27 protein-coding genes are annotated in these 25,006 nt (G+C 30.4%); 22 read left to right on the top strand and 5 right to left on the bottom strand.

Going from position 1 to position 25,006, the window contains the following annotated elements:
• Positions 1–2 precede the first annotated feature (2 nt).
• The 3 genes from A9G08_RS07435 to celB are packed head-to-tail and all read left to right on the top strand — an operon-like array spanning position 3 to position 2,217.
• A complete protein-coding gene (locus A9G08_RS07435; protein ID WP_065563080.1) occupies positions 3–344 on the top strand; it encodes a PTS cellobiose transporter subunit IIA in 342 nt (113 codons plus the stop codon).
• Positions 345–355: 11 nt separating this feature from the next.
• The gene (locus A9G08_RS07430; protein WP_065563079.1) at positions 356–853 is read left to right on the top strand and encodes a hypothetical protein; all 498 of its coding nucleotides are present in this window, start codon (positions 356–358) and stop codon (positions 851–853) included.
• Between the two features lie 14 nt (positions 854–867).
• Entirely contained in the window at positions 868–2,217 is a 1,350-nt protein-coding gene (gene celB, locus A9G08_RS07425; RefSeq protein ID WP_065563078.1) for a PTS cellobiose transporter subunit IIC, read from the top strand.
• Between the two features lie 118 nt (positions 2,218–2,335).
• Here celB and rplI read toward each other — a convergent pair whose 3' ends face one another.
• Genes rplI through rpsF form a run of 4 tightly spaced genes read right to left on the bottom strand, consistent with a single transcriptional unit; the run spans position 2,336 to position 3,718 of the window.
• A complete protein-coding gene (rplI, locus tag A9G08_RS07420) occupies positions 2,336–2,785 on the bottom strand; it encodes a 50S ribosomal protein L9 (protein WP_065563077.1) in 450 nt (149 codons plus the stop codon).
• A gap of 22 nt (positions 2,786–2,807) precedes the next feature.
• Positions 2,808–3,035: a 30S ribosomal protein S18 gene (rpsR, locus tag A9G08_RS07415; protein WP_025314965.1), complete on the bottom strand. Its 228-nt coding sequence runs from the start codon at positions 3,033–3,035 to the stop codon at positions 2,808–2,810.
• Between the two features lie 4 nt (positions 3,036–3,039).
• Positions 3,040–3,351, bottom strand: coding sequence for a primosomal replication protein N (gene priB, locus A9G08_RS07410; protein WP_065563076.1), 312 nt, complete (start codon positions 3,349–3,351; stop codon positions 3,040–3,042).
• The gene (gene rpsF, locus A9G08_RS07405; RefSeq protein ID WP_034882519.1) at positions 3,335–3,718 is read right to left on the bottom strand and encodes a 30S ribosomal protein S6; all 384 of its coding nucleotides are present in this window, start codon (positions 3,716–3,718) and stop codon (positions 3,335–3,337) included. The genes priB and rpsF overlap by 17 nt, the downstream gene beginning before the upstream one ends.
• Positions 3,719–4,077: 359 nt before the next feature.
• Between rpsF and A9G08_RS07400 the strand changes: the two genes are divergently transcribed.
• From A9G08_RS07400 to A9G08_RS07325, 16 genes are all read left to right on the top strand, one after another.
• On the top strand, positions 4,078–4,425 hold the full coding sequence (locus A9G08_RS07400; RefSeq protein ID WP_065563075.1) for an HIT domain-containing protein: 348 nt from the start codon (positions 4,078–4,080) through the stop codon (positions 4,423–4,425).
• Between the two features lie 5 nt (positions 4,426–4,430).
• Positions 4,431–5,036 carry a penicillin-binding protein activator LpoB gene (locus A9G08_RS07395; RefSeq protein WP_065563074.1) on the top strand — a complete coding sequence of 202 codons (606 nt, stop codon included), beginning with the start codon at positions 4,431–4,433 and terminating at the stop codon, positions 5,034–5,036.
• Positions 5,036–6,091: a beta-N-acetylhexosaminidase gene (gene nagZ, locus A9G08_RS07390; RefSeq protein ID WP_065563073.1), complete on the top strand. Its 1,056-nt coding sequence runs from the start codon at positions 5,036–5,038 to the stop codon at positions 6,089–6,091. The genes A9G08_RS07395 and nagZ overlap by 1 nt, the downstream gene beginning before the upstream one ends.
• Entirely contained in the window at positions 6,072–7,313 is a 1,242-nt protein-coding gene (locus tag A9G08_RS07385; RefSeq protein WP_218058438.1) for a sigma 54-interacting transcriptional regulator, read from the top strand. Before nagZ ends, A9G08_RS07385 begins: the two co-directional genes overlap by 20 nt.
• 74 nt (positions 7,314–7,387) lie before the next feature.
• On the top strand, positions 7,388–7,828 hold the full coding sequence (locus A9G08_RS07380) for a sugar 3,4-ketoisomerase (protein WP_065563071.1): 441 nt from the start codon (positions 7,388–7,390) through the stop codon (positions 7,826–7,828).
• Positions 7,828–9,429 (top strand): HAD-IIIC family phosphatase, encoded by a 1,602-nt coding sequence (locus tag A9G08_RS07375; protein WP_065563070.1) that lies wholly within the window; start codon positions 7,828–7,830, stop codon positions 9,427–9,429. The genes A9G08_RS07380 and A9G08_RS07375 overlap by 1 nt, the downstream gene beginning before the upstream one ends.
• Position 9,430: 1 nt before the next feature.
• Positions 9,431–9,652, top strand: coding sequence for an acyl carrier protein (locus tag A9G08_RS07370; RefSeq protein ID WP_081299532.1), 222 nt, complete (start codon positions 9,431–9,433; stop codon positions 9,650–9,652).
• A gap of 2 nt (positions 9,653–9,654) precedes the next feature.
• A complete protein-coding gene (locus A9G08_RS11520; protein WP_081299531.1) occupies positions 9,655–10,632 on the top strand; it encodes a GNAT family N-acetyltransferase in 978 nt (325 codons plus the stop codon).
• 2 nt (positions 10,633–10,634) lie between these two features.
• Positions 10,635–12,020: a hypothetical protein gene (locus A9G08_RS07360; RefSeq protein ID WP_065563068.1), complete on the top strand. Its 1,386-nt coding sequence runs from the start codon at positions 10,635–10,637 to the stop codon at positions 12,018–12,020.
• Position 12,021: 1 nt separating this feature from the next.
• Positions 12,022–13,110 (top strand): DegT/DnrJ/EryC1/StrS family aminotransferase, encoded by a 1,089-nt coding sequence (locus tag A9G08_RS07355; RefSeq protein WP_065563067.1) that lies wholly within the window; start codon positions 12,022–12,024, stop codon positions 13,108–13,110.
• Positions 13,097–14,062 (top strand): glycosyltransferase, encoded by a 966-nt coding sequence (locus A9G08_RS07350; RefSeq protein ID WP_065563066.1) that lies wholly within the window; start codon positions 13,097–13,099, stop codon positions 14,060–14,062. Before A9G08_RS07355 ends, A9G08_RS07350 begins: the two co-directional genes overlap by 14 nt.
• A gap of 316 nt (positions 14,063–14,378) precedes the next feature.
• Entirely contained in the window at positions 14,379–15,446 is a 1,068-nt protein-coding gene (gene rfbB / locus A9G08_RS07345) for a dTDP-glucose 4,6-dehydratase (protein ID WP_065563065.1), read from the top strand.
• 8 nt (positions 15,447–15,454) lie between these two features.
• The gene (gene rfbA / locus A9G08_RS07340; RefSeq protein ID WP_065563064.1) at positions 15,455–16,324 is read left to right on the top strand and encodes a glucose-1-phosphate thymidylyltransferase RfbA; all 870 of its coding nucleotides are present in this window, start codon (positions 15,455–15,457) and stop codon (positions 16,322–16,324) included.
• 2 nt (positions 16,325–16,326) lie between these two features.
• The gene (gene rfbC / locus A9G08_RS07335; RefSeq protein ID WP_065563063.1) at positions 16,327–16,860 is read left to right on the top strand and encodes a dTDP-4-dehydrorhamnose 3,5-epimerase; all 534 of its coding nucleotides are present in this window, start codon (positions 16,327–16,329) and stop codon (positions 16,858–16,860) included.
• A gap of 4 nt (positions 16,861–16,864) precedes the next feature.
• Entirely contained in the window at positions 16,865–17,734 is an 870-nt protein-coding gene (gene rfbD, locus A9G08_RS07330; RefSeq protein WP_065563062.1) for a dTDP-4-dehydrorhamnose reductase, read from the top strand.
• Positions 17,735–17,737: 3 nt separating this feature from the next.
• Positions 17,738–18,739, top strand: coding sequence for a hypothetical protein (locus A9G08_RS07325; protein ID WP_065563061.1), 1,002 nt, complete (start codon positions 17,738–17,740; stop codon positions 18,737–18,739).
• A gap of 1 nt (position 18,740) precedes the next feature.
• Here the strand turns inward: A9G08_RS07325 and A9G08_RS07320 are convergent, their stop codons facing one another.
• On the bottom strand, positions 18,741–19,760 hold the full coding sequence (locus A9G08_RS07320) for a glycosyltransferase (RefSeq protein ID WP_065563060.1): 1,020 nt from the start codon (positions 19,758–19,760) through the stop codon (positions 18,741–18,743).
• A 305-nt stretch (positions 19,761–20,065) separates the two neighbouring features.
• On the opposite strand from A9G08_RS07320, the gene msbA (A9G08_RS07315) reads away from it, so the two are divergent.
• From msbA (A9G08_RS07315) to A9G08_RS07305, 3 genes are all read left to right on the top strand, one after another.
• Positions 20,066–21,802, top strand: coding sequence for a lipid A export permease/ATP-binding protein MsbA (msbA, locus tag A9G08_RS07315; RefSeq protein ID WP_065563059.1), 1,737 nt, complete (start codon positions 20,066–20,068; stop codon positions 21,800–21,802).
• Between the two features lie 11 nt (positions 21,803–21,813).
• The gene (msbA, locus tag A9G08_RS07310; protein ID WP_065563058.1) at positions 21,814–23,583 is read left to right on the top strand and encodes a lipid A ABC transporter ATP-binding protein/permease MsbA; all 1,770 of its coding nucleotides are present in this window, start codon (positions 21,814–21,816) and stop codon (positions 23,581–23,583) included.
• Between the two features lie 61 nt (positions 23,584–23,644).
• Positions 23,645–24,766: a glycosyltransferase family 9 protein gene (locus A9G08_RS07305; RefSeq protein ID WP_065563057.1), complete on the top strand. Its 1,122-nt coding sequence runs from the start codon at positions 23,645–23,647 to the stop codon at positions 24,764–24,766.
• The last annotated feature ends 240 nt before the right edge of the window (positions 24,767–25,006 follow it).

Genomic DNA, 25,006 nt, shown 5'->3' with positions numbered 1-25,006 from the left:
CAATGACTGACATAATGAGCTCGGAGGATATTCAAATTACTGCTTTCAATATTATTTTGCATAGTGGTAATGCCAAAACCAAAATTCACCTTGCATTTAAAGCGATGAGAGAGGCTAATTTCGAACAAGCAACGCAGTTACTTGAAGAAGCCAATCATGAGATTTTAGAAGCACATAAATCTCAAACTGAATTGCTTCAATCTTATGCAAGTGGCACTAAAATTGAGATGGAAATCATTATGGTTCATGCTCAAGATCATTTGATGACGACAATGACATTGAGAGAAATTGCTATTGAGATGTCCCATCTATATCAACAAACATATAAGTTATCAAATCAATAAAGAGGTTTGAGATGAATACACCACTAGAAAGCCAACTTAAATTACATAAAAAAGTTAGTTTGACTAACCTCTATTTTAATCGCTTTTTAGCGGTTCGTTATGCTACAGCATTTTTTTTGTTTATAAATCTCTATTGGGCAGTTTTTTTGATGGGAAGTTTATCTATAGCTATCGTGCTACCTATTATGCTCATAATACTTGCTACGCTAACCAGTTTTGAGCAAATTAAACTTTATCGAAATCATAAAAACCATCTACGCTATGCAAGTTTATTTTATCAAATAATGTTGATATCTATCATTGCGTTAATTGTTTCGATATTCACTCCATTATTTCACTTTTTCTTTCCATTCTTAAAAAATTCACAAGAGGCTATAAACATACTATTGGGAATAATGTTAACAAGTTTAGTTTTTACAATTCTTATATTAATAAAATTGAAAAAAATCGAACGTAATGAGGATAAACATTTTAAAAGAATTCAAGCTTATCAAGAAATCATTAATTAAATGAGGAAAACAAAATGAATACCGGATTTGTGTTGCTACAAAAATATCTAATGACTCCGATGGCTAAAATATCGCAGTTTAAGATTGTAAGGGCAGTAATGGCAGCGGGGATGGCATCAGTTCCTTTTTGTATCGTTGGGTCGATGTTTTTAGTATTTAATACATTACCAATGACATTTACTGGATTAGAAACTCTTTTCCAAAATACCATTTTCAAAGTAAGCGATCTTTATATGATTGCGAACACTGCGACAATGGGAATATTGGCGCTTTATTTTAACATTGTAGTTGGTTATGAATTAACCAAAATTGAGGAAGAAGAAACCGGTTTAAAAGTGAATGCGCTTAATGGTGCTATGTTATCAGTATTTGCTTTTGTTATGACTTTACCGGAATTAGTTCTACAAAATGGTTCTATGGTATTGCTTAGTGACCAAAGTGAAGTCTTCAATGGATTACGATTACAACCATTTGTTTTCCGATTAGGTACTTCGGGTATTTTTATTGCAATAGTAATGGCTATTGTGGCAACTCAACTTTATTTCCTCTGTGTACGTCGTAATTGGGTGGTTAAAATGCCTGAAACCGTTCCATTAGGTGTATCACGCTCATTTACTGCACTAATTCCAACCTTTGTTATTGCTTTTACAGTTATTATTTTAAACGGTATTTTAATTTTCTTTGGTACTGATATTTTCGATATTATTGGTGTTCCATTTACTTTCGTAACCAATTTAACTAAAAGCTGGCTTGGTATTATGGTCATTTTATTTTTAATCCATGCGCTTTGGGTTGTAGGTATTCATGGTGCAAGTATCATTGGTGCTTTTATAACACCAATAATGCTGACTAATATGAATGAAAACGTTGGTGGTGCTCATATTCCATTTGCGGGAGAGTTTAACAATTCTTTGGTTATTTTAGGTGGCTCAGGTTCAACTCTTCTTATGACTTTCTTTATTGCTTTTTGTGCTAAGTCGAGTCAATTGAAAATTTTAGGTCGTGCCTCAGCAGTTCCTGCAATCTTTAATATCAATGAGCCAATTATTTTTGGTATGCCGATAGTTTATAACCCATATCTTGCCATACCATTTTTATTAGCGCCAATGGCTTGTGGTACTTTAGGTTATTTTGCTATAAGTAGTGGTTTTATGAATCCTATTATTGCGCTAGTGCCGTGGCCATCACCAATGGGATTAGGGGCATTTATTGGTACCGGTGGTGATTATCGTGCTATGTTTGTTGCGATACTTTCAGCAATATTAGCTTTGGTGATTTATTTGCCGTTTGTCAAAATGTATGATAATAAACTTTATAAAGAAGAACAAGTAAAATCAGAAACTGAAGTTCAAACTGAAGAATAAGTCACAAAATCGTTTAATGAATTATTCTTTTAAGGTAGTAATAGATAGAAAAAATAAATTGATATAATAAAAAAACCCGTTATAGTAAACGGGTTTTTTTATTGCTATTATCTGATGATTATTCAGGAATAATCTCAACAATAATTTTAGCAAAAGCTTCGCTATGTACTTGGAATAACACTTCGTGTTCACCAGTAGTACGTAATACACCATTTGGCAGGCGAACTTCGCTTTTTGATACTTGAATACCACGAGCTTTAACTGCATCAGCGATATCACGAGTACCAATTGAACCGAATAGACGACCTTCATCACCCGCTTTAGAAGTAATAGTTACTTTACCTAATGCATTGATTTCAGATACGCGCTCTTCTGCGGCTTTTAACGTTTCTGCTAGTTTTGCTTCTAATTCAGCACGACGCGCTTCAAAGAATTCAATATTCTTTTTAGTCGCAGGTACTGCTTTACCTTGTGGAATTAAAAAGTTACGAGCATAACCCGCTTTAACATTAACTTGATCACCTAAGCTGCCTAAATTAGCAACTTTATCGAGTAGAATAATTTGCATTATATGTTCCCTCTGTTGCTAATTACTGATGGTTGTCAGTATATGGTAATAATGCCAAGTAACGAGCGCGTTTGATAGCGCGAGCTAATTGACGTTGATATTTTGCGCTAGTACCAGTGATACGGCTTGGTACAATTTTACCACTTTCTGTGATATAGCTTTTTAATAAAGAAACATCTTTATAATCAATTTCTTTAACGCCTTCTGCTGTAAAACGGCAGAATTTGCGACGACGGAAATAACGTGCCATTTGGCTATTCTCCTAATAGTTTAATTTGGTCAGCATGTAAAACTAATTGACTGGTTTTATCTCGTTTAGTATGTGTGCTGATAAAGCCACTTACTAATACTTTGCTGCCTTTTTTAATACTGTAACTTAACTCTTGTTGTCCACTGACAATAACTGGCATTGTGCACCATGCTTGTCTTGGGAATCCTGCTTCGATTTGTTCAGAAACGTGTTCTAAATAAAACTGGCAGTGTAAAATCCCACTGGGACTCATTTTTTTTATCGGGGTTTTGGTGACCAAGCCCGACAAAACTAAACGATTATTCTTCTGAATCATCGTCCATGTTTACATCGCTATAATCTTCTTCTGAACTACGACGTTCATCTTTAGCTTTTAGCATAGGTGATGTTTCAGTTACAGCGTGTTTTGTGCGCATAATTAAACTGCGAATTACTGCATCATTGAAACGGAAGTTATCTTCAAGTTCATTTACTGCTTCTTGAGTAGCTTCTACATTCATTAACACATAGTGTGCTTTATGCAGTTTTTCGATAGGATAGGCTAATTGGCGACGCCCCCAATCTTCTAAACGATGGATTTTTCCACCATCAGTGGTTAATGTACCAGTATAACGTTCAATCATACCAGGTACTTGTTCACTTTGATCTGGGTGAACCATAAATACAATTTCGTAATGACGCATTATCGCTCCCTACGGATTAATCAGCTTTCTGTCGGGGCAACCGCAACCCATTGAAAGCAAGGAACATGAAAATTAAGCGGTTGAAATCGACGGCGCATTATATATCAAATTAATCTCTTTAACAAATGAATAAGTTATAAAAATGCGATTTGGCTATTTATAAGCAAAATATACTCTTAATCATCAAAAAAAGGCTACTAGCCCCCTTCAAAAACCCCGTTCCTCAACTTTTTTTTATCAAAATATGAAGCGTAAATATAAAAATGTAACGATATCTATACATTTTTGTCATTAAAGTATGCTATTCTTAACAGAATAAAAATTTAAGATTAATAGCTATTTTTCTAGGGAGTATTTATATGGCTGAAGAAACCATTTTTAGTAAGATTATTCGCCGTGAAATTCCTTCTGATATTGTCTTTCAAGATGATAAAGTTACTGCATTTCGAGATATTTCGCCTCAAGCTCCTACACATATCTTAATTATTCCCAATAAATTGATTCCAACCATAAATCATATAGAAGCGTCTGATGAAGCTTTGCTTGGTCATATGGTGGTAGTGGCGGCTAAAATTGCCAAGCAGGAGGGTATTGATGAAAGTGGTTACCGTGTAATTATGAATTGTAATAAGGATGCGGGACAAGAAGTCTTTCATATTCATATGCATTTATTGGGCGGTAAAAATTTAGGGCGATTAATAGGTTAACTTATATGAAACAGTTTAAACGTACCGCAGTAATTAGTATGCTGGCTTTAAGCTTGGCTGGTTGTCAACTTTTAGGTTCTAATCAAAAAACTGAAGTTAAAGCCCCAATTGAAACACCGAGTGATCCAGGTGTAGTAGATACACCTCCACAGATTGCAAAGACAATTGATTGGAATACAATTTTATCACCACTTGTAAATAAAATAATGCAATCTTCATCCTCAATTGAAGGCAATAAAGTTTTGTTGATTAGTGACATTCAAAATCGCAGTGGTGATTATTTAGCAACAAATCAGGTTGATGAAACGTTACATAGCTTAATGAATAAACAAAATCTTTTTACTGTCGCTGATAGGCAATCTATCAACCGAGCCAAACAAGCATTAGGTATTTCGGCTGATGATAAACTTGTATCACGAAGCAAAATGATAGGCTTAGCAAAATCAATGAATGCTGGATATGTGCTTTTTACTACACTTTATAAATCTCCATCAGAAAATGATAATGCAAACCTTTCTATGGAATTACTTTCAACGCAAACTGGTGAAATTTTACAACGGGTAACATCAAAAGATGTGCCATCGGATAATGTTCAAGGGGCTGCGGAGTAATGGGGCCTTTATTGATTGATGTGCAAGGAACATCATTAACTAATGATGATGTAAAGCTTTTACAAAATCCGTTGGTTGCAGGTATCATCTTATTTAGTCGTAATTACGAAGATCCAGAACAATTAACTGAACTTATTAAACAGATTCGTACTACCACATCTGAGCGATCTGAGCGTTTATTAATTTCGGTCGATCATGAGGGGGGGCGAGTTCAACGCTTTAAAAAAGGTTTTACTCATATTCCTCCTGCTCAATCATTCGCATTGCTTAATGATATCGTACAGGCTAAATCATTGGCCTTCGATGCTGGCTGGTTGTTGGCTATAGAATTGATTGCCTACGATATCGATCTTAGTTATGCGCCGGTATTAGATTTAGGCCATGAGTGTTTAGCAATAGGTAGTCGATCCTTTCATTCAGATATCAATATTGCTTATCAAATTGCATCATCTATGATTGATGGTATGCATTGCGCAGGGATGAAAACAACGGGTAAACATTTTCCCGGTCATGGTCATGTAATTGCTGATTCTCATAAAGAAACACCAATAGATCATCGCTCTAAAGCACTTATTGAAAATGATATGCAGATCTTTGCAAAATTGATCGCAGATAAGAAACTTGATGCCATTATGCCTGCTCACGTCATTTATCCTGCATTTAATGATAAACCAGCTAGCGGATCAGCATTTTGGCTTAAAACTGTATTACGTGAACAATTACATTTTAATGGCATTATATTTTCGGATGATTTATCAATGGAAGGTGCAGCGATTTTAGGTAATCATGCTCAACGAGCAGAAGCTGCACTTAATGCTGGTTGTGATTTATTATTGGCATGTAATAACCGCAATGGCACATTAGCTATTTTAGATGCGTTGATGAATTTAAATAAAAAACAATCATTACTAACTGATAAAGCAAAACAGTTATTGACGACAACCAAAATCAATTGTGTTGACTTAATTAATAGCCATGAGTGGCAAGTACGTCATAGCAATTTAATGAAGTTAAATGAAAAGTGGGAAAATTATAATGCAAGCAGCCATCATTGAAATCGATAATAATTCAAAACTGTTGGCTTATAATGATGTAGCAAAAGCGCTATTCCCTGTTAATTTGTTGAATTTAAATCAAAAAATTGATTATCAAAAAGTATTTAATTTGGATGCAGGATTCAATTTAGCTCAGCATGATGATGCTATTATTGTTTTAAATTCACAGTATTTTTTATTGCAAAAAGTCTGTGAATCATTCAAAATTACTTTTGTTTTACAACCGGTTGAATATTTAAAAAGACGACTATCAAAAATCAATGTTGTTGGCAGTCATGCTTTTGATATTTTCGCCGTTCAAAGTCAAGCTATGCAAAAGTTGATTGCTCAAGCTAAAGCATTTTCGGTGCAACGAGAACCATTACTAATCACTGGTGAAACTGGGACTGGTAAAGATTTATTAGCTAGCGCATGTCACCAATATAGCCCTAGGGGTGATAAAGCTTTTTTAGGTTTAAATTGCGCTGCAATGCCCGATGATGTTGTTGAAAGTGAACTTTATGGACATGCAGCAGGCGCTTATCCCGGAGCAGTTGAAAGTAAAAAAGGTTTTTTTGAGCAAGCAAATGGTGGTTCTGTATTACTTGATGGCATTGATGAGATGTCATTCCAAATGCAAACCAAATTATTACGTTTTATTAATGATGGATATTTTCGAAGAGTAGGTGACGATAACGAAGTTTACGTTGATGTTAGAATCATCTGTGCGACTAAAGTTGATTTAGCTGAGTTGGTGGAACAAGGAAAGTTTAGGAAAGATCTTTATTATCGCTTGAATGTATTGTCTTTAAATTTACCTTCACTAAAAGAGCGCAAGGATGACATAGAACCACTTACTCATATTTTCATTGATGAATTTGCTAATAAGCAAGGTATTACCCCGCCAAAAGTGAGTCAGGATGTGATTCCTTACTTAACGCAATACTCTTGGCCAGGTAATGTAAGACAGCTTAAAAATGTACTTTATTCCGCATTATCTCAATTGACATCATCACAATTGACAGTAAAAGATATTGTTCTACCTACGATAACTTCGACCGAAGTTTCTTGGATCAATGATATCGAAAATAAAACACTTGATGAAATGACCAAACAATTCGAAAAAGAAGTTTTAAAAAGCTTGTATACCGAATATCCAAGCTCTAGAAAACTCGCAAAAAGATTGGGTGTATCGCATACTGCGATTGCTAATAAGCTTAGGTGTTACAAAATTGGGCAGTAATATTATATTGTTAATTTTTAAATATTTCGTTAGGTTAATTTGTAATAAATTAGGTATATTGTAAAGATTTTAATATGAAATTAAAAATTCTTTACACAGTTTCTGGGAGGGGGTTTGTGGAAAGCTATAGGATTATAAATTTACAAAGTATATCAGATGATAGAGGATCTTTAGTGGTATTGGAAAACCTAAATCAGATACCTTTTGAAATTAAGAGAATTTTTTATGTTTTTAATGTACAGGGTAATGTTCCCAGAGGGGCTCATGCAAATAAAAAATCACAGTTTGTTTTTATTGCGATCAATGGCTCTATTAAAATTAAGATCAAAGAACAATCTGGTGTAGATAAGATATTCAATTTAAATAATCCTAATACTGCATTATGGATCGATAAATTAGTATGGAAAGAAATGTATGATTTTTCAGATAAAGCTGTTTTATTAGTTTTATCTAATGAATTATATGATCCTAACGAATATATTAATGATTTTACTCAGTTAAAAGGTGATCACTGATGAAAAATCAATTGCAATTACAAAAATTTTTATTTGAAGATAATCCTTCACGATTAGATTTGTTAAATTATCCCAAAGAAAAAGGATTGCCTTCAGAGTGTTACACTATTTCAATTTACCGAAATCATTCTTTTGAATTAATTGAAAATACAATTTATCCTTATCTAGCTTTTAGCGAAACTAGTGTAAAGTTTGAGTACAGTGATTATGATGATTCATTAAGTTTTTTTAATTTGAATTTTGCATCAGATTTATTGATTTTGTGGATTGATTTCAGTCGCTATAGAATTGAAAATGTAGATTCATTTATTGAAGAAAGAATGAATTTTCTGAAGAAAAAATATAAAAAACCTATTTTATTTATACCATTTGGGCATCACTTCAAATTAAATGATAAGCAGGTTGTGGTTTACAATTTAGATAAAGTTGAAGATAGATTAGGTGATAAATTTGTTGATCTTAGATTAGAAAAATTTTCTGGCACTAAATTAAGTTCATTATCATGCCTTGAAGTCTCGAAAGAGATAGGGTTGAATTATATTCCAAGTCTTTTAAAACCAAACCTTAAAGGTATAATTGTTGATTTAGATAACACATTATATAAAGGTGTTTTAGGTGAAGATGGCATAGATGGGGTAATTTTAACACAGGGACACCGAAATTTACAAAGCACTTTAAAAAAATTAAAAGAGCAAGGTTTTTTTCTATGTATTGCATCTAAAAATAATGAGCAAGATGTCATAGACTTATTCAATAAGAGAGAAGACTTTCCTTTATCCTTAGATGATTTTACTAAAATTTATGCTAACTGGAACAGTAAATCAGAATCAATTGGATTAATATCTAACTACTTGAATGTCAACACCGATAGCTTGTTATTTATTGATGATAACACAGGCGAATTGCATAGTGTTACTAATGCTCATCCTAATATACATATATTATTAGCGAATAACGATGCAAATATAACTAACAATATACTGAATAATTATCCTGGACTTTTGAAATTGAATGTCAAAGCTGAAGATTCACTTAGACAAAAAGACACGCAATCTAATGAGGCTAGGAATAAAATTATTAATTTATTGTCAAAGGAAGAATATTTTGCGGATTTAAAAATGCAGTTAGAGTATTGTGTCAATGACATTCAACAATCAGATAGAATTGCAGAGCTAGCAAATAAAACAAATCAATTTATTTTTAGTTATAAAAGATATTCTCTTAATGAAGTTGAAAATTTGGTTAAAGATAAGAGATCAGCAGTTATTTCGATAAGCCTACGCGATCGATTATCTGATAGCGGTATTATAGGTGGAGTAATTATTTCAGAAAAGAATAAAGTAGGCATTTTAGAGGAATGCTTCATAAGCTGTAGAGCTTTAGGTCGTGGCATAGATGATACTATTGTTTTAGGTGCAGTAAAAATTGGTTTGGATTATTTAAATTTACATAGTTTTGAAGCTAAGTGTATTAAAGGTGAACGAAATACACCAGCTTTAAATTTTTTCAATAAATATCTGTCAAACTATAATACGTCTAATAAATTTGATTATCAATTGCCTAACGAATTAATTAAAATCATTGTCAAAAAAGGTATTTAAAATGGAAGAAAAAGTTATTGAAATAGTATCTAAAATTACAAAAATCAACGTTAACGATTTATCAAATAATAAGGATTCAGATAAATTGTGGGATTCTATATCACATGTTGAGATTGTTTTAATGCTTGAAAATGAATTCGGTGTTTCATTTGATGAGAATGATATAGCTCAAATGATAACATTAAATGAAATATTAAATTGTTTATTAGGAAAAATGAATTAAAGATGAGACACTCTATAAATATAGATGGTTATAGTTATAAACTCAGGCCTGTTACGATGGATGATGCTGAATTCATTGTGTCGGTCAGATTAGAAGACAAAGAACGAAATAAATATATCAATGCAATTTCAGAAGATGTTAATGACCAAATTAAATGGTTGAATACTTATTTTGAGAAGACAGGTGATTATTATTTTGTCATTGAAAATAAATTAACTTTAAAAAAAGAAGGCCTCATAGCAATTTATAATTTAGAAGACAATAAAGCTGAGTGGGGACGGTGGGTCATCCGTAAAGGTTCTTTAGCAGCAATAGAAAGTGTTTATTTGATTTATGAAGTAGCATTCAACCATCTAAATTTAGATGAATTATATTGTAAAACCATTTCTGATAATGTATCTGTTGTATCTTTTCATGATTCCTTATCTGAAGACAAAAGAGAAGCTACAATTAAAGTAAAGTTAAACAATTTGCCCTATGATTGTGTTGAACATTTTGTTACTCACGACTATTTTGTGAAAGAATTAAAAACTATATTAACTAAGAAGATTTTTTTAATTTTTCAAAGAAATTTTAAACAATATATTCACGGTTTTAAGTTTCACCATATTGGGGTTGCCACAACAGATATTCATAAAGAATTTGAAACTTATAAAATGTTAGGCTATTCAAAAGAAAGTGATGTTTTCGAGGATGAATTGCAAGGTATTAGAGGTATGTTTATTGTGGCAGATGATCAACCAAGATTAGAATTATTAGAAAATCTTGATAATAGTACAACTTTGAACTATTGGATCAATAATAAAAATAAAATGTACCATTTTGCATATTATGTTCAAAACATTGAAAGAGCATTGGAAATATTTAAAAATAATAGATTCAAAGTAATTTCACCTTTAAAAAAATCGGTTTACTTTCACAAAAGAATTTGTTTCTTAATGTTACCAAACACTTACATAATTGAGTTGATTGAGGTATAAACATGACTAATGTTGTAAAACGAAAGGTTGTGTTTTATTTTCCTTGGAAAGAGGTTTCTGGTGGTCCCTATTATTTAACTAGATTAGCTGATAAGCTAGCCGAAGATTCAAATTTTGAGGTATATTATACCGATTATAAGAAAGGGTTATCAGATCAACTTCTTAAAAATCCATTAGTAAAAAAAATTGAAGTTAGTGAACAGGATTTCGGTATTCATATGGATAATGAACCGATTTTATTGATCACTCCAATATACTGGGCATGTTGGTTACCATCTATGCATCCAGATAGTAAAATTTTATTTTTCAATTGGCATAATAGTTGCATTTCTGTCTTAAAAAATGTATGGGGTATAAAACGTAAAATTTTAAATAAATTCCTAAGGATAGTTAAATCAACCAATTCTGTGTTTTTTGCTGATTACTCACATCGTATGGCACAAAATACAAAAAAAATAATTTTTGATGAATGCTATGTTCCAGTTGTAATGAAACAAAAAAGCAAATGTGCTAGTTATGAGTTAGTTAAAGTTGGAGAAATTAATATTGCTGTTTTAGGCAGGCTATGTACAGATAAGATATATTCAATTATTGATTTATTAAATCATTTAAATAAGTTAGATTCTTTTACTAAAAAAAATATATATATTATAGGTTCAGGTGAAGATAAAGAAAAAATCCATATAAATGATTTTCCTAATTTGATAATTCATTTTATGGGGACAATAACTGATAATAAATTAGATGAATTTTTATCGACTAAAGTAGATGCTTTATTTGCAATGGGGACGTCGATTCTAGAGGGCGCAGCATTAAAATTACCTTCTATAATTATTCCACATAATGTTGTACCCTTTACTTGTAATAAATATGTTTATCTGCAAGATACAGTTAAATATTGTCTTGGGTGGTTTGATACTCAAATGGAAGAATTGAATTTGAATGCAAAACCACTAAAGGATATTATAGAAGATATTTATGTTCATAATCAGAAAAAAATATTAGGTGAGGATGCATATAAATATTTTATCAAGAATCATACTATTGAATCTGTAATCGTTTATTTAAAAGATGCCATGGAAAAAACATCTTTAACTTATAGATATTTTGAAAGTTTCAATTATAAAATCTATAAAAAGTGTAAAAGATGGAAGGTAATGGGGATCTCAATAGTTACTTTATTCAAAAATCGTTATAACGATAGCAGAATAAACATTTTCAATCTTATTCCTCTTTTTTACTATAAGCAATCAAATGAAAGAAATCGAAAAAACTTATATCTTTGGAAAATACCTTTATTGACTTTTACTATTAAAAAAGGGGGGACTGTAATTAAAATAGATGTTGCATTTATTTTGAAAATTATTAAATGGATAAAAGGTAGATAATATGATTAAATTTCTTGATTTAGCTAGTATTAACAATATGTATGAAAAAGAAATTAATGAAAGGTTTAAACAAATTTTTGATAAAGGATGGTATTTACAAGGAGAAGAAAATAATATTTTTAATGAGGCATTTGCAGCGTACTGTGGAACTAAGTATGCAGTTGGTGTGGCAAATGGTTTAGATGCGCTTAATTTAATAATTAAAGCCTATGGTTTCGGTCCAGAAGATGAAATCATTGTTCCTGCTAATACTTATATTGCATCAGTACTGGCTATTTCAGAAAATGGGTGTAAACCTGTTTTGGTTGAACCTGATCTTGATACTTATAATATTAATCCTGACTTAATTGAACGTGCAATAACATCAAAAACAAAAGCTATTATGGTTGTCCATTTATATGGTCAAGCGGTTGAGATGAAATCTATATGGAAGTTAGCTGAGAAGTATAATTTAAAAATAATAGAAGATTCTGCTCAAGCTCATGGTGCTATCTATAAAGGACGTAGAGTAGGTAATTTGGGAGATGCTAGCGGTTTTTCGTTTTATCCAGGAAAAAACCTAGGTTGTTTAGGTGATGGAGGAGCAGTAACTACAAATGATGAAGAATTATATCTAAAGATCAAAGCAATTGCCAATTATGGTTCTAATAAAAAATACATTAATCTATATAAGGGCGTCAACTCCAGATTAGATGAATTACAAGCTGCAGTAGTGAATGTAAAATTACCTTATTTAGATGAAGATAATAACAAGCGTCGTAAAATAGCAAATTGTTATATTAGTAATATCAATAATCCTTTAATTGTTTTACCTAAATCTGTAGAGAAAGATATGCATGTATGGCATCTTTTTGTTATAAGAACAGAAAATAGAGCGAAGCTACAAAGTTACCTTCAATCAAATGGAATACAAACCCTAATCCATTATCCAATTCCTATTCATAAACAAGAAGCATATAAAGAATGGAATGATTTAAACTATCCTATAACTGAAAAAATACATAATGAGGTTCTTTCGTTACCAATTAGTCCTGTAATGACACAGAAAGAAATTGAGAAGGTTATTGAGGTAGTAAATGCTTATCAATAAGTTACCTTTAGTCTCTGTGGTTGTTCCATCTTATAATCATGAAAATTACGTTCAAGAAACTATAAAATCAATCATTTCTCAAATTTATGAGAATATAGAATTAATTATTATTGATGATGGTTCAACAGATTCCACTTATGAAAAAATTCTTGAAATGGAAAGTTTATGCAAAGAAAGATTTGTTAATGTTATATTTAAAAAACAAGAAAATCAGGGTATTGGTTCAACTTGTAACAAGTTAATAAATTTATCATCAGGTGATTACATTTATTACATAGCATCTGATGATTTAGCTAAGGCTGATGCAATTAAGGATGAAGTTTTATTTTTACAAAAAAATAGTGATTATGCTTTAGTAGTTGGAGATAATGAAATTATTGATGATAATGGTAAGGTTTCTTATTGGGATGAATTTAGAAATATTACTTATAATCAAGATAAGGCTTACTATAAGACATTTGCTGACTTCCTAAAAATAAAACAATTAAAAAATAATTTTGGAACATACCTGTATTTGTATAGAGGTAATCATATACCTAATGGTTACTTAGTTAGAAAATCGATATATGATAAAACAGGATTGTATAACAAAAATGCTCCATTAGAAGATTGGTTTATGAATCTTCAAATTGCTAAATATGCTAAAATTAAATATTTAGATAAAGTACTTTTTTCTTATAGATGGCATCAAAATAATACTATTAAACACAGTGAAAAAATTCAGAAGTTATATGATTTGACTTTTCAGTATGAAAATATTTTATTAGCTAAAACAGATTTTAGATGTGTTAACAAAGAGGTGCTCAATTGTTTCTTGTACGGGAAATTGACAAAAAGACTAATCTTGCTTTACAAAATAATTGAATTACGTAGATATAAAAAAAATAGAGTAAAAATATGGGTATTACATTTATTGGGACTTGATTTTATTATCTACAAAAAAATTTTATAAAATAATAAAATCTATCTTTTTAAAAAGCTTTATTATTGTTTAAAGGAATTATATCTCACGACACCTAGCAGCTAGATTTAGTGCTAACTTAGCAATAATTAGAGCGTTGTATGATATTTTAATTTATGAAATATAGATTGAAACTGATAAAAAAACAAATTATCCAAGAGTAAAAATTAAAAAATAAATTTGTGTATTTGATATTAATATAATTTTATCTGATGATAAAAATACAGATATGACTTAAGCTATTTTTGTAATAGTGAAATTTAGAATATTAATTTAAAAAAGTATTGCTAATTAGGATTGATAACATATGAAATTTATTATTACTGGTGGAGCTGGATTTATAGGTTCTGCTGTTGTGCGCTATATTATAGAAGAAACTGAACATCATGTATTAGTTATTGATAAATTAACATATGCTGGTAATTTGGAATCTTTAGATGAAGTATCTAAAAATAATCGCTTTAATTTCAGACAAGTTGATATTTGTGATCGAAAAGCTATTGACAATATTCTGAATGATTTTAGACCTGATATTATAATGCATTTAGCTGCTGAAAGTCATGTTGACCGTTCTATTGATAATCCATCAGTATTTATTGAAACAAATATAATTGGCACATATACGCTTTTGGAATCAGCTTTAACATATTGGCATAGTTTAGAAAAAGATAAGAAAAATAATTTTCGTTTTCATCATATTTCTACTGATGAAGTATATGGTGACTTAAATGGTACCAATGATCTATTTACTGAAAGAACGCCTTATTCACCAAGTAGCCCTTATTCAGCTTCAAAAGCTTCAAGCGATCATTTAGTCCGTGCTTGGTATAGAACATTTGGTTTACCTACTATTATTACGAACTGCTCTAATAACTATGGTCCTTATCATTTTCCTGAAAAGCTAATTCCTCTAACAATACTTAATGCAATTGAAGGCAAACCGTTACCTGTTTATGGAAATGGTCAGCAAGTAAGGGATTGGTTATATGTTGAAGATCATGCTAGAGCTCTTTATTTAGTTGCGACTAAAGCCATTGTAGGTGAAACCTATAATATTGGTGGGCACAATGAACAAAAAAATATTGATGTTGTGAATATAATCTGTGACTTGCTTGAAGAGTTAGTGCAAATTAAACCTAATGGTGTTAATCACTATAAAGATCTAATCACGTATGTAACTGATAGACCTGGGCATGATCAGCGATATGCAATTGATGCATCAAAAATATATAAAGACTTAGGATGGCAACCTCAAGAAACTTTTAAAAGCGGAATGAGAAAAACAGTACAATGGTATCTAGATCACAAAAGTTGGTGTGAGCATATCAAAGATGGTACATATATAAGTTCGCGACAAGGGATAATCAAAAAATAGGAATATTTATGAAAGGTATAGTGCTTGCAGGTGGTTCAGGAACCCGTCTTTATCCTATAACTCGAGGTGTATCTAAACAGTTATTACCTATTTATGATAAACCAATGATTTATTATCCATTATCAGTATTAATGATAGCTGGGATTCGTGATATTTTAATTATTACAACTCCGGATGACATGCCTATGTTTCAACGATTATTAGGTGATGGTTCACGCTTTGGAATTAAACTGAGTTATGCAGTACAAGCAAAACCTGAAGGTTTAGCTCAAGCATTTATTATAGGTGAGGAGTTTATTCAAAAACAACGTTGTGCTCTTATTTTGGGAGACAACCTTTTTTTTGGTGAAAGTTTTGGTAAAAAGTTAGAGAAAGTTGTAGCTAACAAAGTAGGAGCGACTATTTTTGGTTATCAAGTCGTAGATCCTGAACGTTTTGGGGTTGTAGATTTTGATATAAATTTCAAAGCACTGTCTATTGAAGAAAAACCCATTAAACCGAAATCAAATTGGGCTGTGACAGGACTTTATTTTTATGATGAAAATGTAGTCGAGATGGCGAAACAAGTTAAGCCATCGAGCCGCGGAGAATTAGAAATAACTACACTTAATCAAATGTATTTAGATTCTGGATTATTGAATGTTGAGATCCTTGGTAGAGGATTTGCTTGGCTTGATACAGGAACCCACGATAGCTTGCTTGAAGCATCATCTTTTGTCCAAATTATCGAAAAAAGGCAGGGATTGAAAGTTGCCTGTTTAGAAGAAATTTCATTTAGAAATGGCTGGTTGAGTGCGGAACAGGTGAGAAGGGAGGCGTTAGATGCTAAAAAAACTTTATATGGTCAATATTTATATCAATTAGTTGAAAAGATTTAATTATGCAAATTTTTGACACAACAATTCCTGGGCTGAAAATTATTCAGCCAAGAATTTATAAAGATAATAGAGGACATTTTTTTGAAATTTTTCAGAAGAAACTTTATCAAAAGTTGTTAAGGATTGAATATGACTTTGTCCAAGATAATTACTCATATTCATATAAAAATGTATTACGCGGATTGCATTTCCAAAAAGATAATCCTCAAGGAAAATTACTGAGAGTTGTTCAAGGTAAAGTTTTTGACGTTGCAGTAGATATAAGAAAGGACTCTAAGACTTTTGGTAAATGGGTGGGCATGATTTTGTCATCAGATAATCATACTCAATTATGGGTTCCACCTGGATTTGCACATGGTTTTCAAGTTTTATCTGATTTTGCTGCTTTTGAATATAAATGTACTGATTATTATAATCCAAGTTCTGAGGAATGCTTGTCGTGGAATGATCCTACTATTAATATTAATTGGCCGATGAAAAATCCAATATTATCAGATAAAGATAAATTAGGTAAAACTTTACAGGAATTATTATAACTTAATGAAAGTTTTGTTAACTGGTGCTCAAGGTCAAGTAGGTCAGTGCTTTTGCGATATATATCCTAATAATTGGCAATTGATTACTGCAGATCATTTTGAACTGGATATTAGCGATAGGTCCAATGTCGAAGAATGGGTTGCTAAATATAAACCTGATGTAATTGTAAATGCAGCTGCATATACTGCTGTTGATAAAGCTGAAACTGAATACGATTTGGCTTATAAAGTTAATGTTTTTGGCCCAGAAAACTTGGCTTTAGCGGCAAAAAAAAATAGAGCTAAATTCATCCATATTTCAACGGATTATGTTTTCGACGGTTTAAAAAAATACCCTTATACAGAAGATGATTTGACAAATCCTATCAATGTCTATGGTAAAACAAAACGAGAAGGTGAAATTGCTGTTATGAGTGTTGATTCATCAGCAATAATAATTCGCACATCTTGGGTATTTAGTGAATATGGAAATAACTTTGTAAAAACTATTTTAAAATTAGTCAATCAGAATAATAAATTATCTATAGTGGATGATCAGATTGGATGTCCAACCTATGCAGGAGATCTAGCTGAGTTGATGATTCGTATTATCGAAAAAAATATTGTAGGGGGTATTTATCACTATTGTGGTAATAAATCTATGTCTTGGTATTCATTTGCCAAGCAAATAATAACGACAGCTACCAATCAAGGCAAATTGAATAATATACCGGAAGTTTTTCCTGTTAAAACCTCATTTTTTCAATTTAAAGCAAAAAGACCAAAATATTCTGTTCTTGATATGAAAAAACTAAATCAATATGGTATTTTTAGTTCAGATATGGTTGAAAAACTTGAACTTTGTATAGCTAAAATTGATTCAATTAAGGGTTAAAGTATGACTATTTATTTTGCCGAGTGGAATGCTGACTATGAAAAATATATGGTTAATACCCTTAAGTCTGAGTACGATGTTGTACTTTTTAATAAATTAATGAAACATTTTAGAAATATTAATTTAAAACTTGATAGAAATAACCTTCCTCGACATTGGTTTATAAAATTTCATCAATTTATAAAATTAAGACAATTGAAATATGATGATATCTTATTATGTAGTGGTTTTGGTGTTTCAGGATTTATAGATTTAATTAAGGATGTTAAATGCCATCGAGTTTTGGTGTTACGAGATACTATTGATGTTTTAAACGATAGTATGAAAAATAAAAAAAAATGGTTACAACAAAATGAAGATTATATAAGTAAAATTACACCATATTTTGATAAAATATACAGTTTTGATTTTAATGATTGTAAGAAATATAAATTTATATATTTGAATCAGTTTCTTCCTTTTACATATTCAGAAATGAAAAAATTGCGAGCCGAACAAGATAACAAATCTAATATTATTAAAACATGTTTTTTCATCGGGGAGTATTGGGATGATAGAGCTAAAGTGCTTAACAGAATTGCCCCTATTTTGCATGTAAATGGTTATCAAACAGATTTTAATTTAATTAACTATAAAGCAACCAATACTGAAAGTTTATTTCACTCATCAGATTATTATAAACTCGGTAATAAAATTAGTTATTTAGATAATATTGAAAAAGTAAAACATAGTGATGTCATCTTAGAAATAGGACAAATAGGTCAAACAGGTGTAACTTTAAGAGCTATTGAAGCAGTGTTATTGAATAAAAGATTAATTACTACTAATAAATCTATAAAAGAATATGATTTTTATTCTCCAGAGCAAATTTTTATTCTTGATGAAAATAATCACCATCAAATAAAAAAATTTTTAGAATCTCCATTTGTTCCAATCAGTTTAGATAAATTATACAAATATAGCTCCAATGCAATGTTAGAAACAATTACAGATGCTTTCGATTAAACTATAATTTTAATTTTTTCAAGCAATAAATTAAATAACTAATTAAACTCTCAACGACTTTATTTTGATGTAACTTATGTTTTGCACAATATCTCATTTGGCTCGAAGTGGTAGCTAATAATAAGGGTGTCATTTGCCATGGAGAATTATTTTTTGCATCCAAAAAATATTTTGAACATTCATAATTTTCAGCCCATTTGTGCCAAGGTTTTGTAGGTCCAATATAATGAATTAATATAGTTGCATCGGTTATAGGATATTTGCGAACTTTATTTGATTTATATTTTAACTCGTAATTAATACTAATTTGTTGGTTATATTTTCTATCAAGGTACTTAACTTTATCCAATAATAATAGATTTAACACATCTTGATCTAAATGGGTAAATTTCTTACGTAAGTTCTCGTTTGTTAGCAATTTTAATGCTTTTTCATTTATATTATTCTCTTTCCATTTTTTCAGATTAACTAGTAGAAAACCTGCGTTAAAATAACCATTCAATAATTTATTTTCATTAAGCCTTTTTGCACATTTTTCCCACCATATTGGGTCTTTTTCAATAACTACATAAGCAATATTGTTATCAAATTCTAAGTTAAATAATTCTGCTAAAGACCCTTTACATACAATATCAGCATCCAAATAAAGGATTTTGTCTATTTTATTGTAAAAATAATCTGCGACAATGAAACGGAAATACGTAGCTAATGTCCAGTTTTTTGTTGTTGGTAAATTAGTAAAATAAGAATCTTCCACTAAATATATAGTTATCTGGGTTTTATATTTGTCTGTTAATTGTTGTAATTTTTGCTGAAAATCATCATTAATAGAATTTGTGAAAATATGAAAATTAAAATTGAGTTCTGAATTAGTTAATAAGATAGACGTAATTGAAACAGCACAGCCTAAAAAAAAGTTTTTATCAATTCCATAAGCAATGTTTAACTGATTGATATTAATATCACTAGTGGTTCCAATTGTAATTTTTTTTTTAATAATACTACTCGCATTAAAATACATTGCTTGTTTCCTGTTGCATTATTTGAACTAAATTAATTTCTATCTAATTTATTATTATTGTTATTGAGTTATAATAAATCATGTCTATTACTTATTGAAAAAAACACGAAAATCAATGCGTCTGTTCTTTTTAACTTATTATTATCTGTTGATCAGTTTAAATAGTGAAAGTTAATTTGAATATTCTTTACATTATTATAAAGGTTATAAAAATTATTTCTAGTTGAAAAAGAATTGCAATAAAATTTAAATTCACAAAGTATGTATAGTATAATTCGACTTCAAATAAACTTATTTACTTTCTTATGTCAAATAAATATAGCTCTCTGAATACCATTAAACAATTGTGGCCTTTTATTTATCCCCATAAAAAAGCTTTAATTGTTGCAATTTTTGCTCTTTTATTGAATGCCGCAACTGATGCAACATTAATTTCATTAACTAAACCGTTATTAGACAATGGATTAATGGATAAAAATTATGAATTACTTATTCTTTTTTCAGTTGGTATTATTGCTTTAATCGCATTACGTGGTTTGTCTAACTACTGTTCAACTTATTGTCTTTCTTGGCTTTCAGGTAAAGTTATAACTAATTTTCGTCAATTGATTTTTGATCATTTAGTCAAAAGTCCTATTAATTTTTTAGACAAAAATCCAGTTGGTGAACTTGTTACTGTTATTACATATAACACACAGCTATTATCTAAAGCATCTTCTGATGCGCTAATCATATTAGTAAGAGAAATAGCTTATGCAATCGGATTATGCATAGTGATGTTTTATGGGAATTGGAAATTGGCATTAGTCCTTATTATTGTCGTACCTTTAGTTATTTTTATTGCTCAATTTATTGCAAAAAAATTCCGAAATTCACTTCTTTCTATGCAAAAAGGAATAGGGAATATAACAACAGCTGCCGACGAAATGTTAAAAGGTCATAAAGAAATACTAGTTTTTAATGCTCAAAAATATGAAAAAAACAATTTTTATATAATCAATAAAATTTTTAGGCGAAGTTTATTAAAAATCGTATTAGTGTCTGGACTGTCAACTCCAATAATTCAACTAATAGCAACACTAGCGTTAGGTTTTATTTTATTTCTTGTGGCAAACCAAACTATAGATATTACTCCTGGATCTTTTACTGTTGTTTTTTCTGCTATGGTTGCTGTTATGAGACCTTTGAGAGAATTGACGAGTGTTCATCTTGAATTACAAAAAGGCTCTGTGGCCTGCGAATCGCTTTTTGGGCTTTTAAATTCCCCTGTAGAAGAAGATAATGGAACAGTAGAGTTGCAGCGGGCAAATGGGGAAATTGAATTTCATCAAGTAACCTATACTTATCCTTCAAGAACTACTCCTTCTTTAAATAATATAAGTTTTAAAATCAAGCCAGGTGAAACAGTAGCATTGGTCGGTCGTTCTGGAGCAGGAAAATCAACTATAGCAAGTTTGATTCCAAGATTTTATGATGTAGAAAAAGGGGAAATATTGCTTGATGGTATAAATATTAAAAATTACACGCTAAAATCGCTACGTAATCAAATTGGATTTGTATCACAAAAAGTGCATTTATTTAATGGTACTATAGCTGACAATATTGTGTATGGGGCCAAAAATAAATATAAGAAGCAAGATATTATTAATGCAGCAATTCAGGCTAATGCGATAGAATTTATCGAAAAATTAGAAAATGGTTTTGATACAGAAATTGGCGATAATGGTATTTTACTTTCAGGTGGGCAACGGCAACGAATTGCGATCGCCAGAGTGCTTTTGCGTAATAGCCCAATATTAGTTTTCGATGAAGCTACTTCAGCGTTAGATAATGAATCTGAACGATTAGTTCAACAAGCAATAGAAAATTTACAAAAAAATCGAACTTCTATAATTATTGCTCATCGATTATCAACTATTGAACAATCTGATCGTATATTAGTTATTGATGATGGAAAAATCGTCGAAGAAGGTCCACATAATAAGCTGGTACTTGAAAATGGTATTTATGCCAAAATGTACCAAATGCAATTTAATTCTTAATAAAAAATTTTATGAAAAAAAATATTCAATCAGCTCATAGTGATATCGATAAAGATGCTTCAACATGGCAAACTTTTTCCAAGTTATGGCCTTATATTGCCAAACATAAATTAATTCTTTTATTATCAATAATTTTACTCGTTATTAGTGCTTTTGCTGATACTTCATTGATTGGTATGCTACAACCTTTATTGGATAAGGGATTTGTTCAAAACGATCAGCAATTTTTAATTATGGCCCCCTTCTATATTTTTGGGTTAGTTCTTCTGAGAGGAGTTGCTAATTATGGATATTCATTCTTTTTATCTTTTATTTCCACAAAAATCGTACTTAAAATTCGTCAACAACTTTTTAACCATTTTGTTGATGCACCAGTAAGTTTTTATGATAAAAACTCAACAGGAAGATTACTTTCACGTATAACCTATGATACCGACCAAGTCGCTTCATCTTCTTCTGATGCATTAATTACAATTGTTCGAGAGTCTGCCTTTATTTGTGGGCTTTTTTATACAATGTTTATCAATAGTTGGGAACTATCTTTATCATTAATTATCATTACTCCCATTGTGATAGGTTTAATAACTTTTATATCGGTAAAATTTAGGAAATTAGCTAAAAACATGCAAAATTCGATGGGTGGGGTAACTATGTCCGTCGAGCAAATGTTGAAAGGGCATCGTGAAATCATTCTTTTTGGTGCGCAAGATGAAGAGTCTAAAAACTTCAATAAAGTAAATAATAAATTTCGGCGAGATGGTATGAGACTAGTCTCAATATCAGCTTTATCAACACCTATAGTTCAACTTATAATTTCCTTTGCCATTGCGTTTGTTCTATTAATGGCGAGTAACCCTGATTTGAATATTACACCAGGTCAATTTACAGTTGTTTTTTCTTCACTAGTTGCGTTGATGCAACCAATAAAAAGTCTAACGAGTGTTAATGCTGATTTTCAAAAAGGTATGGCTGCTTGTCAAACTCTATTTGCTATTTTTGAACAACCAATTGAAAAAGATGATGGCAAAATAAATATTCAACGGGTACAAGGCGCCATTGAATTTAAAAATGTCAGTTTTACTTACGAAAGCAGACAAGAACCAGCTTTACAAAATATTAGTTTTTCAGTCGAACCATATAAAACCATTGCTTTGGTTGGTCGTTCTGGCTCAGGAAAAAGTACAATAGCAAGTTTGCTTACTCGCTTTTATGATATCAGTAACGGTGAAATTTTGATTGATAACCATAATATTCAAGACTTAACACTAAGTTGTTTACGCAATCAAATTGGTTTGGTTTCACAAAATGTACACTTATTCAATGATACTGTTGCAAATAATATTGCTTATGGCCGAGTTGGAGATTATTCACAAGAGCAAATAGAGGAAGCAGCTAAACAAGCCTATGCCTATGATTTTATAATGGGACTTGAAAATGGATTCGAAACAATTGTTGGTGAGAGTGGTGTATTATTATCTGGTGGTCAACGCCAAAGGATTGCTATAGCAAGAGCGTTATTACGAAACACTCCTATTTTAATTCTTGACGAAGCAACTTCAGCCTTAGATACAGAATCAGAACAAGCAATACAAAAAGCTTTAGATGATTTACAAAAAGGGCGAACATCGCTCATTATTGCACATCGTTTATCCACCATTGAAAATGCTAATAAAATATTAGTAATAGACAGTGGTAAAATTATAGAGCAAGGTACCCATAAAGAGTTGTTGTCATTAAATGGATTGTATGCAGATTTGTATCAAATAAATTTTAATAAATAATATCAAAAATTAATAATAAATAATTTGCTAAAATTTTTCACTTTAGGATCTTAAAAGGAAGATGATAAATAAATTTTTGGAGTTTATTAAATTCTTAAATAGGCAGCGGAATTTAAAAATTAAACCAATAAAACTAGCTGTTAAATTAGCTCTTTTAAATCGAAAAAAAAAGGTAAGATCACCGTTAACTCCGAAAGAGTACCTTTCAGCAGCTATTTTAATGAATGATCAAGGTATTGGTGATGCAATAGTTACCTCTTATTTGATTAAATCTTTAAGAGAAAATAGATTAAAAGTATATGTTGTAGTTGAAAAAAGAATTGCATTTCTATTTGAACAATTTATTACCGTTGATGGTGTTATATTGTATGATAAAAAGAAAGGGATAAAGCAATTTAAAAAACAACTTAATAGTTTATCTATTGACGTAGCTATTGATCTTGTTGATAAAGGTCATAATAGTATAAGACGTTCTCAAATAATTTTAGCGATTAATCCTTTACATACTATAGGTTTTAATCAAGAAAAATATAAATTGTATGATACATCGATTCTTTATGATCAATATACATCACATATTTCAAAGAGAAGTGAACAAATTTTAAAACTATTAAATATAGAAGCTGATTCAATTAAATATCATGTGAATCTTCCTGATCAAGCTCATGAATCTGTAGAAAAATTTATTAGGCCCTATTTATTATCAGGTAAAAATATTATTATTTTTAACCCTTATGGTTCCAATATAGCAAGAAGCTTTTCAGATACACAAATTGAAACTATTTTATCTTTTCTATCTCACTATGATAATTGTGTAACTATAGTAGTTGGGGAGCCGAATAAAATAAAACATATTAAGACCTCAACAAATATCATTATTAATCCGTTAGGCTCCTTTTTTGAAACTGTAGCTTTGATTAAGTTCGCAACTTTAGTTATTACCGTTGATACTTCAATTGTACATGTTGCATCGATATATGATAAAAAAATGCTTTGTATATATAATAATCGAATAATTGATAATAAATTTATTAATAACTTTGTATGGGGACCTAACTATCCTAATGCATTGCAAATATTCACTAAAGAAAATCTTGGTACAGGTCTAGGTGATCCAATTGCAAATCTTAATCCAAACATTGTACTTGAACAGTTAAAAGAAGAATTAATAAAATTAGAATGAAATAACGCTCTAAATAGAGATAATTTTAAATGGATTGAAATATAAATTTCAAAAATTCAATTGGAAATGTTATTTTTTCCTAAAAATTAGGATATTCATTTAATTAAAATTTATTTCTATTTTAATTTTTTTATTTGTCAAAAGAAAGAATCAGCTAAATCCTAAGTTTGTTAAAAAAGATTTTTAATCAGAAATGATTACATTGACGATATAATGATCATAACACCTTTAAACATTTCC

Origin of the sequence: Gilliamella sp. wkB195 (assembly GCF_001690445.1) — a bacterium.
In the GTDB taxonomy this organism is placed as follows: domain Bacteria; phylum Pseudomonadota; class Gammaproteobacteria; order Enterobacterales; family Orbaceae; genus Gilliamella; species Gilliamella apicola_E.
This window is presented reverse-complemented; position numbering and strand designations above follow the sequence as displayed.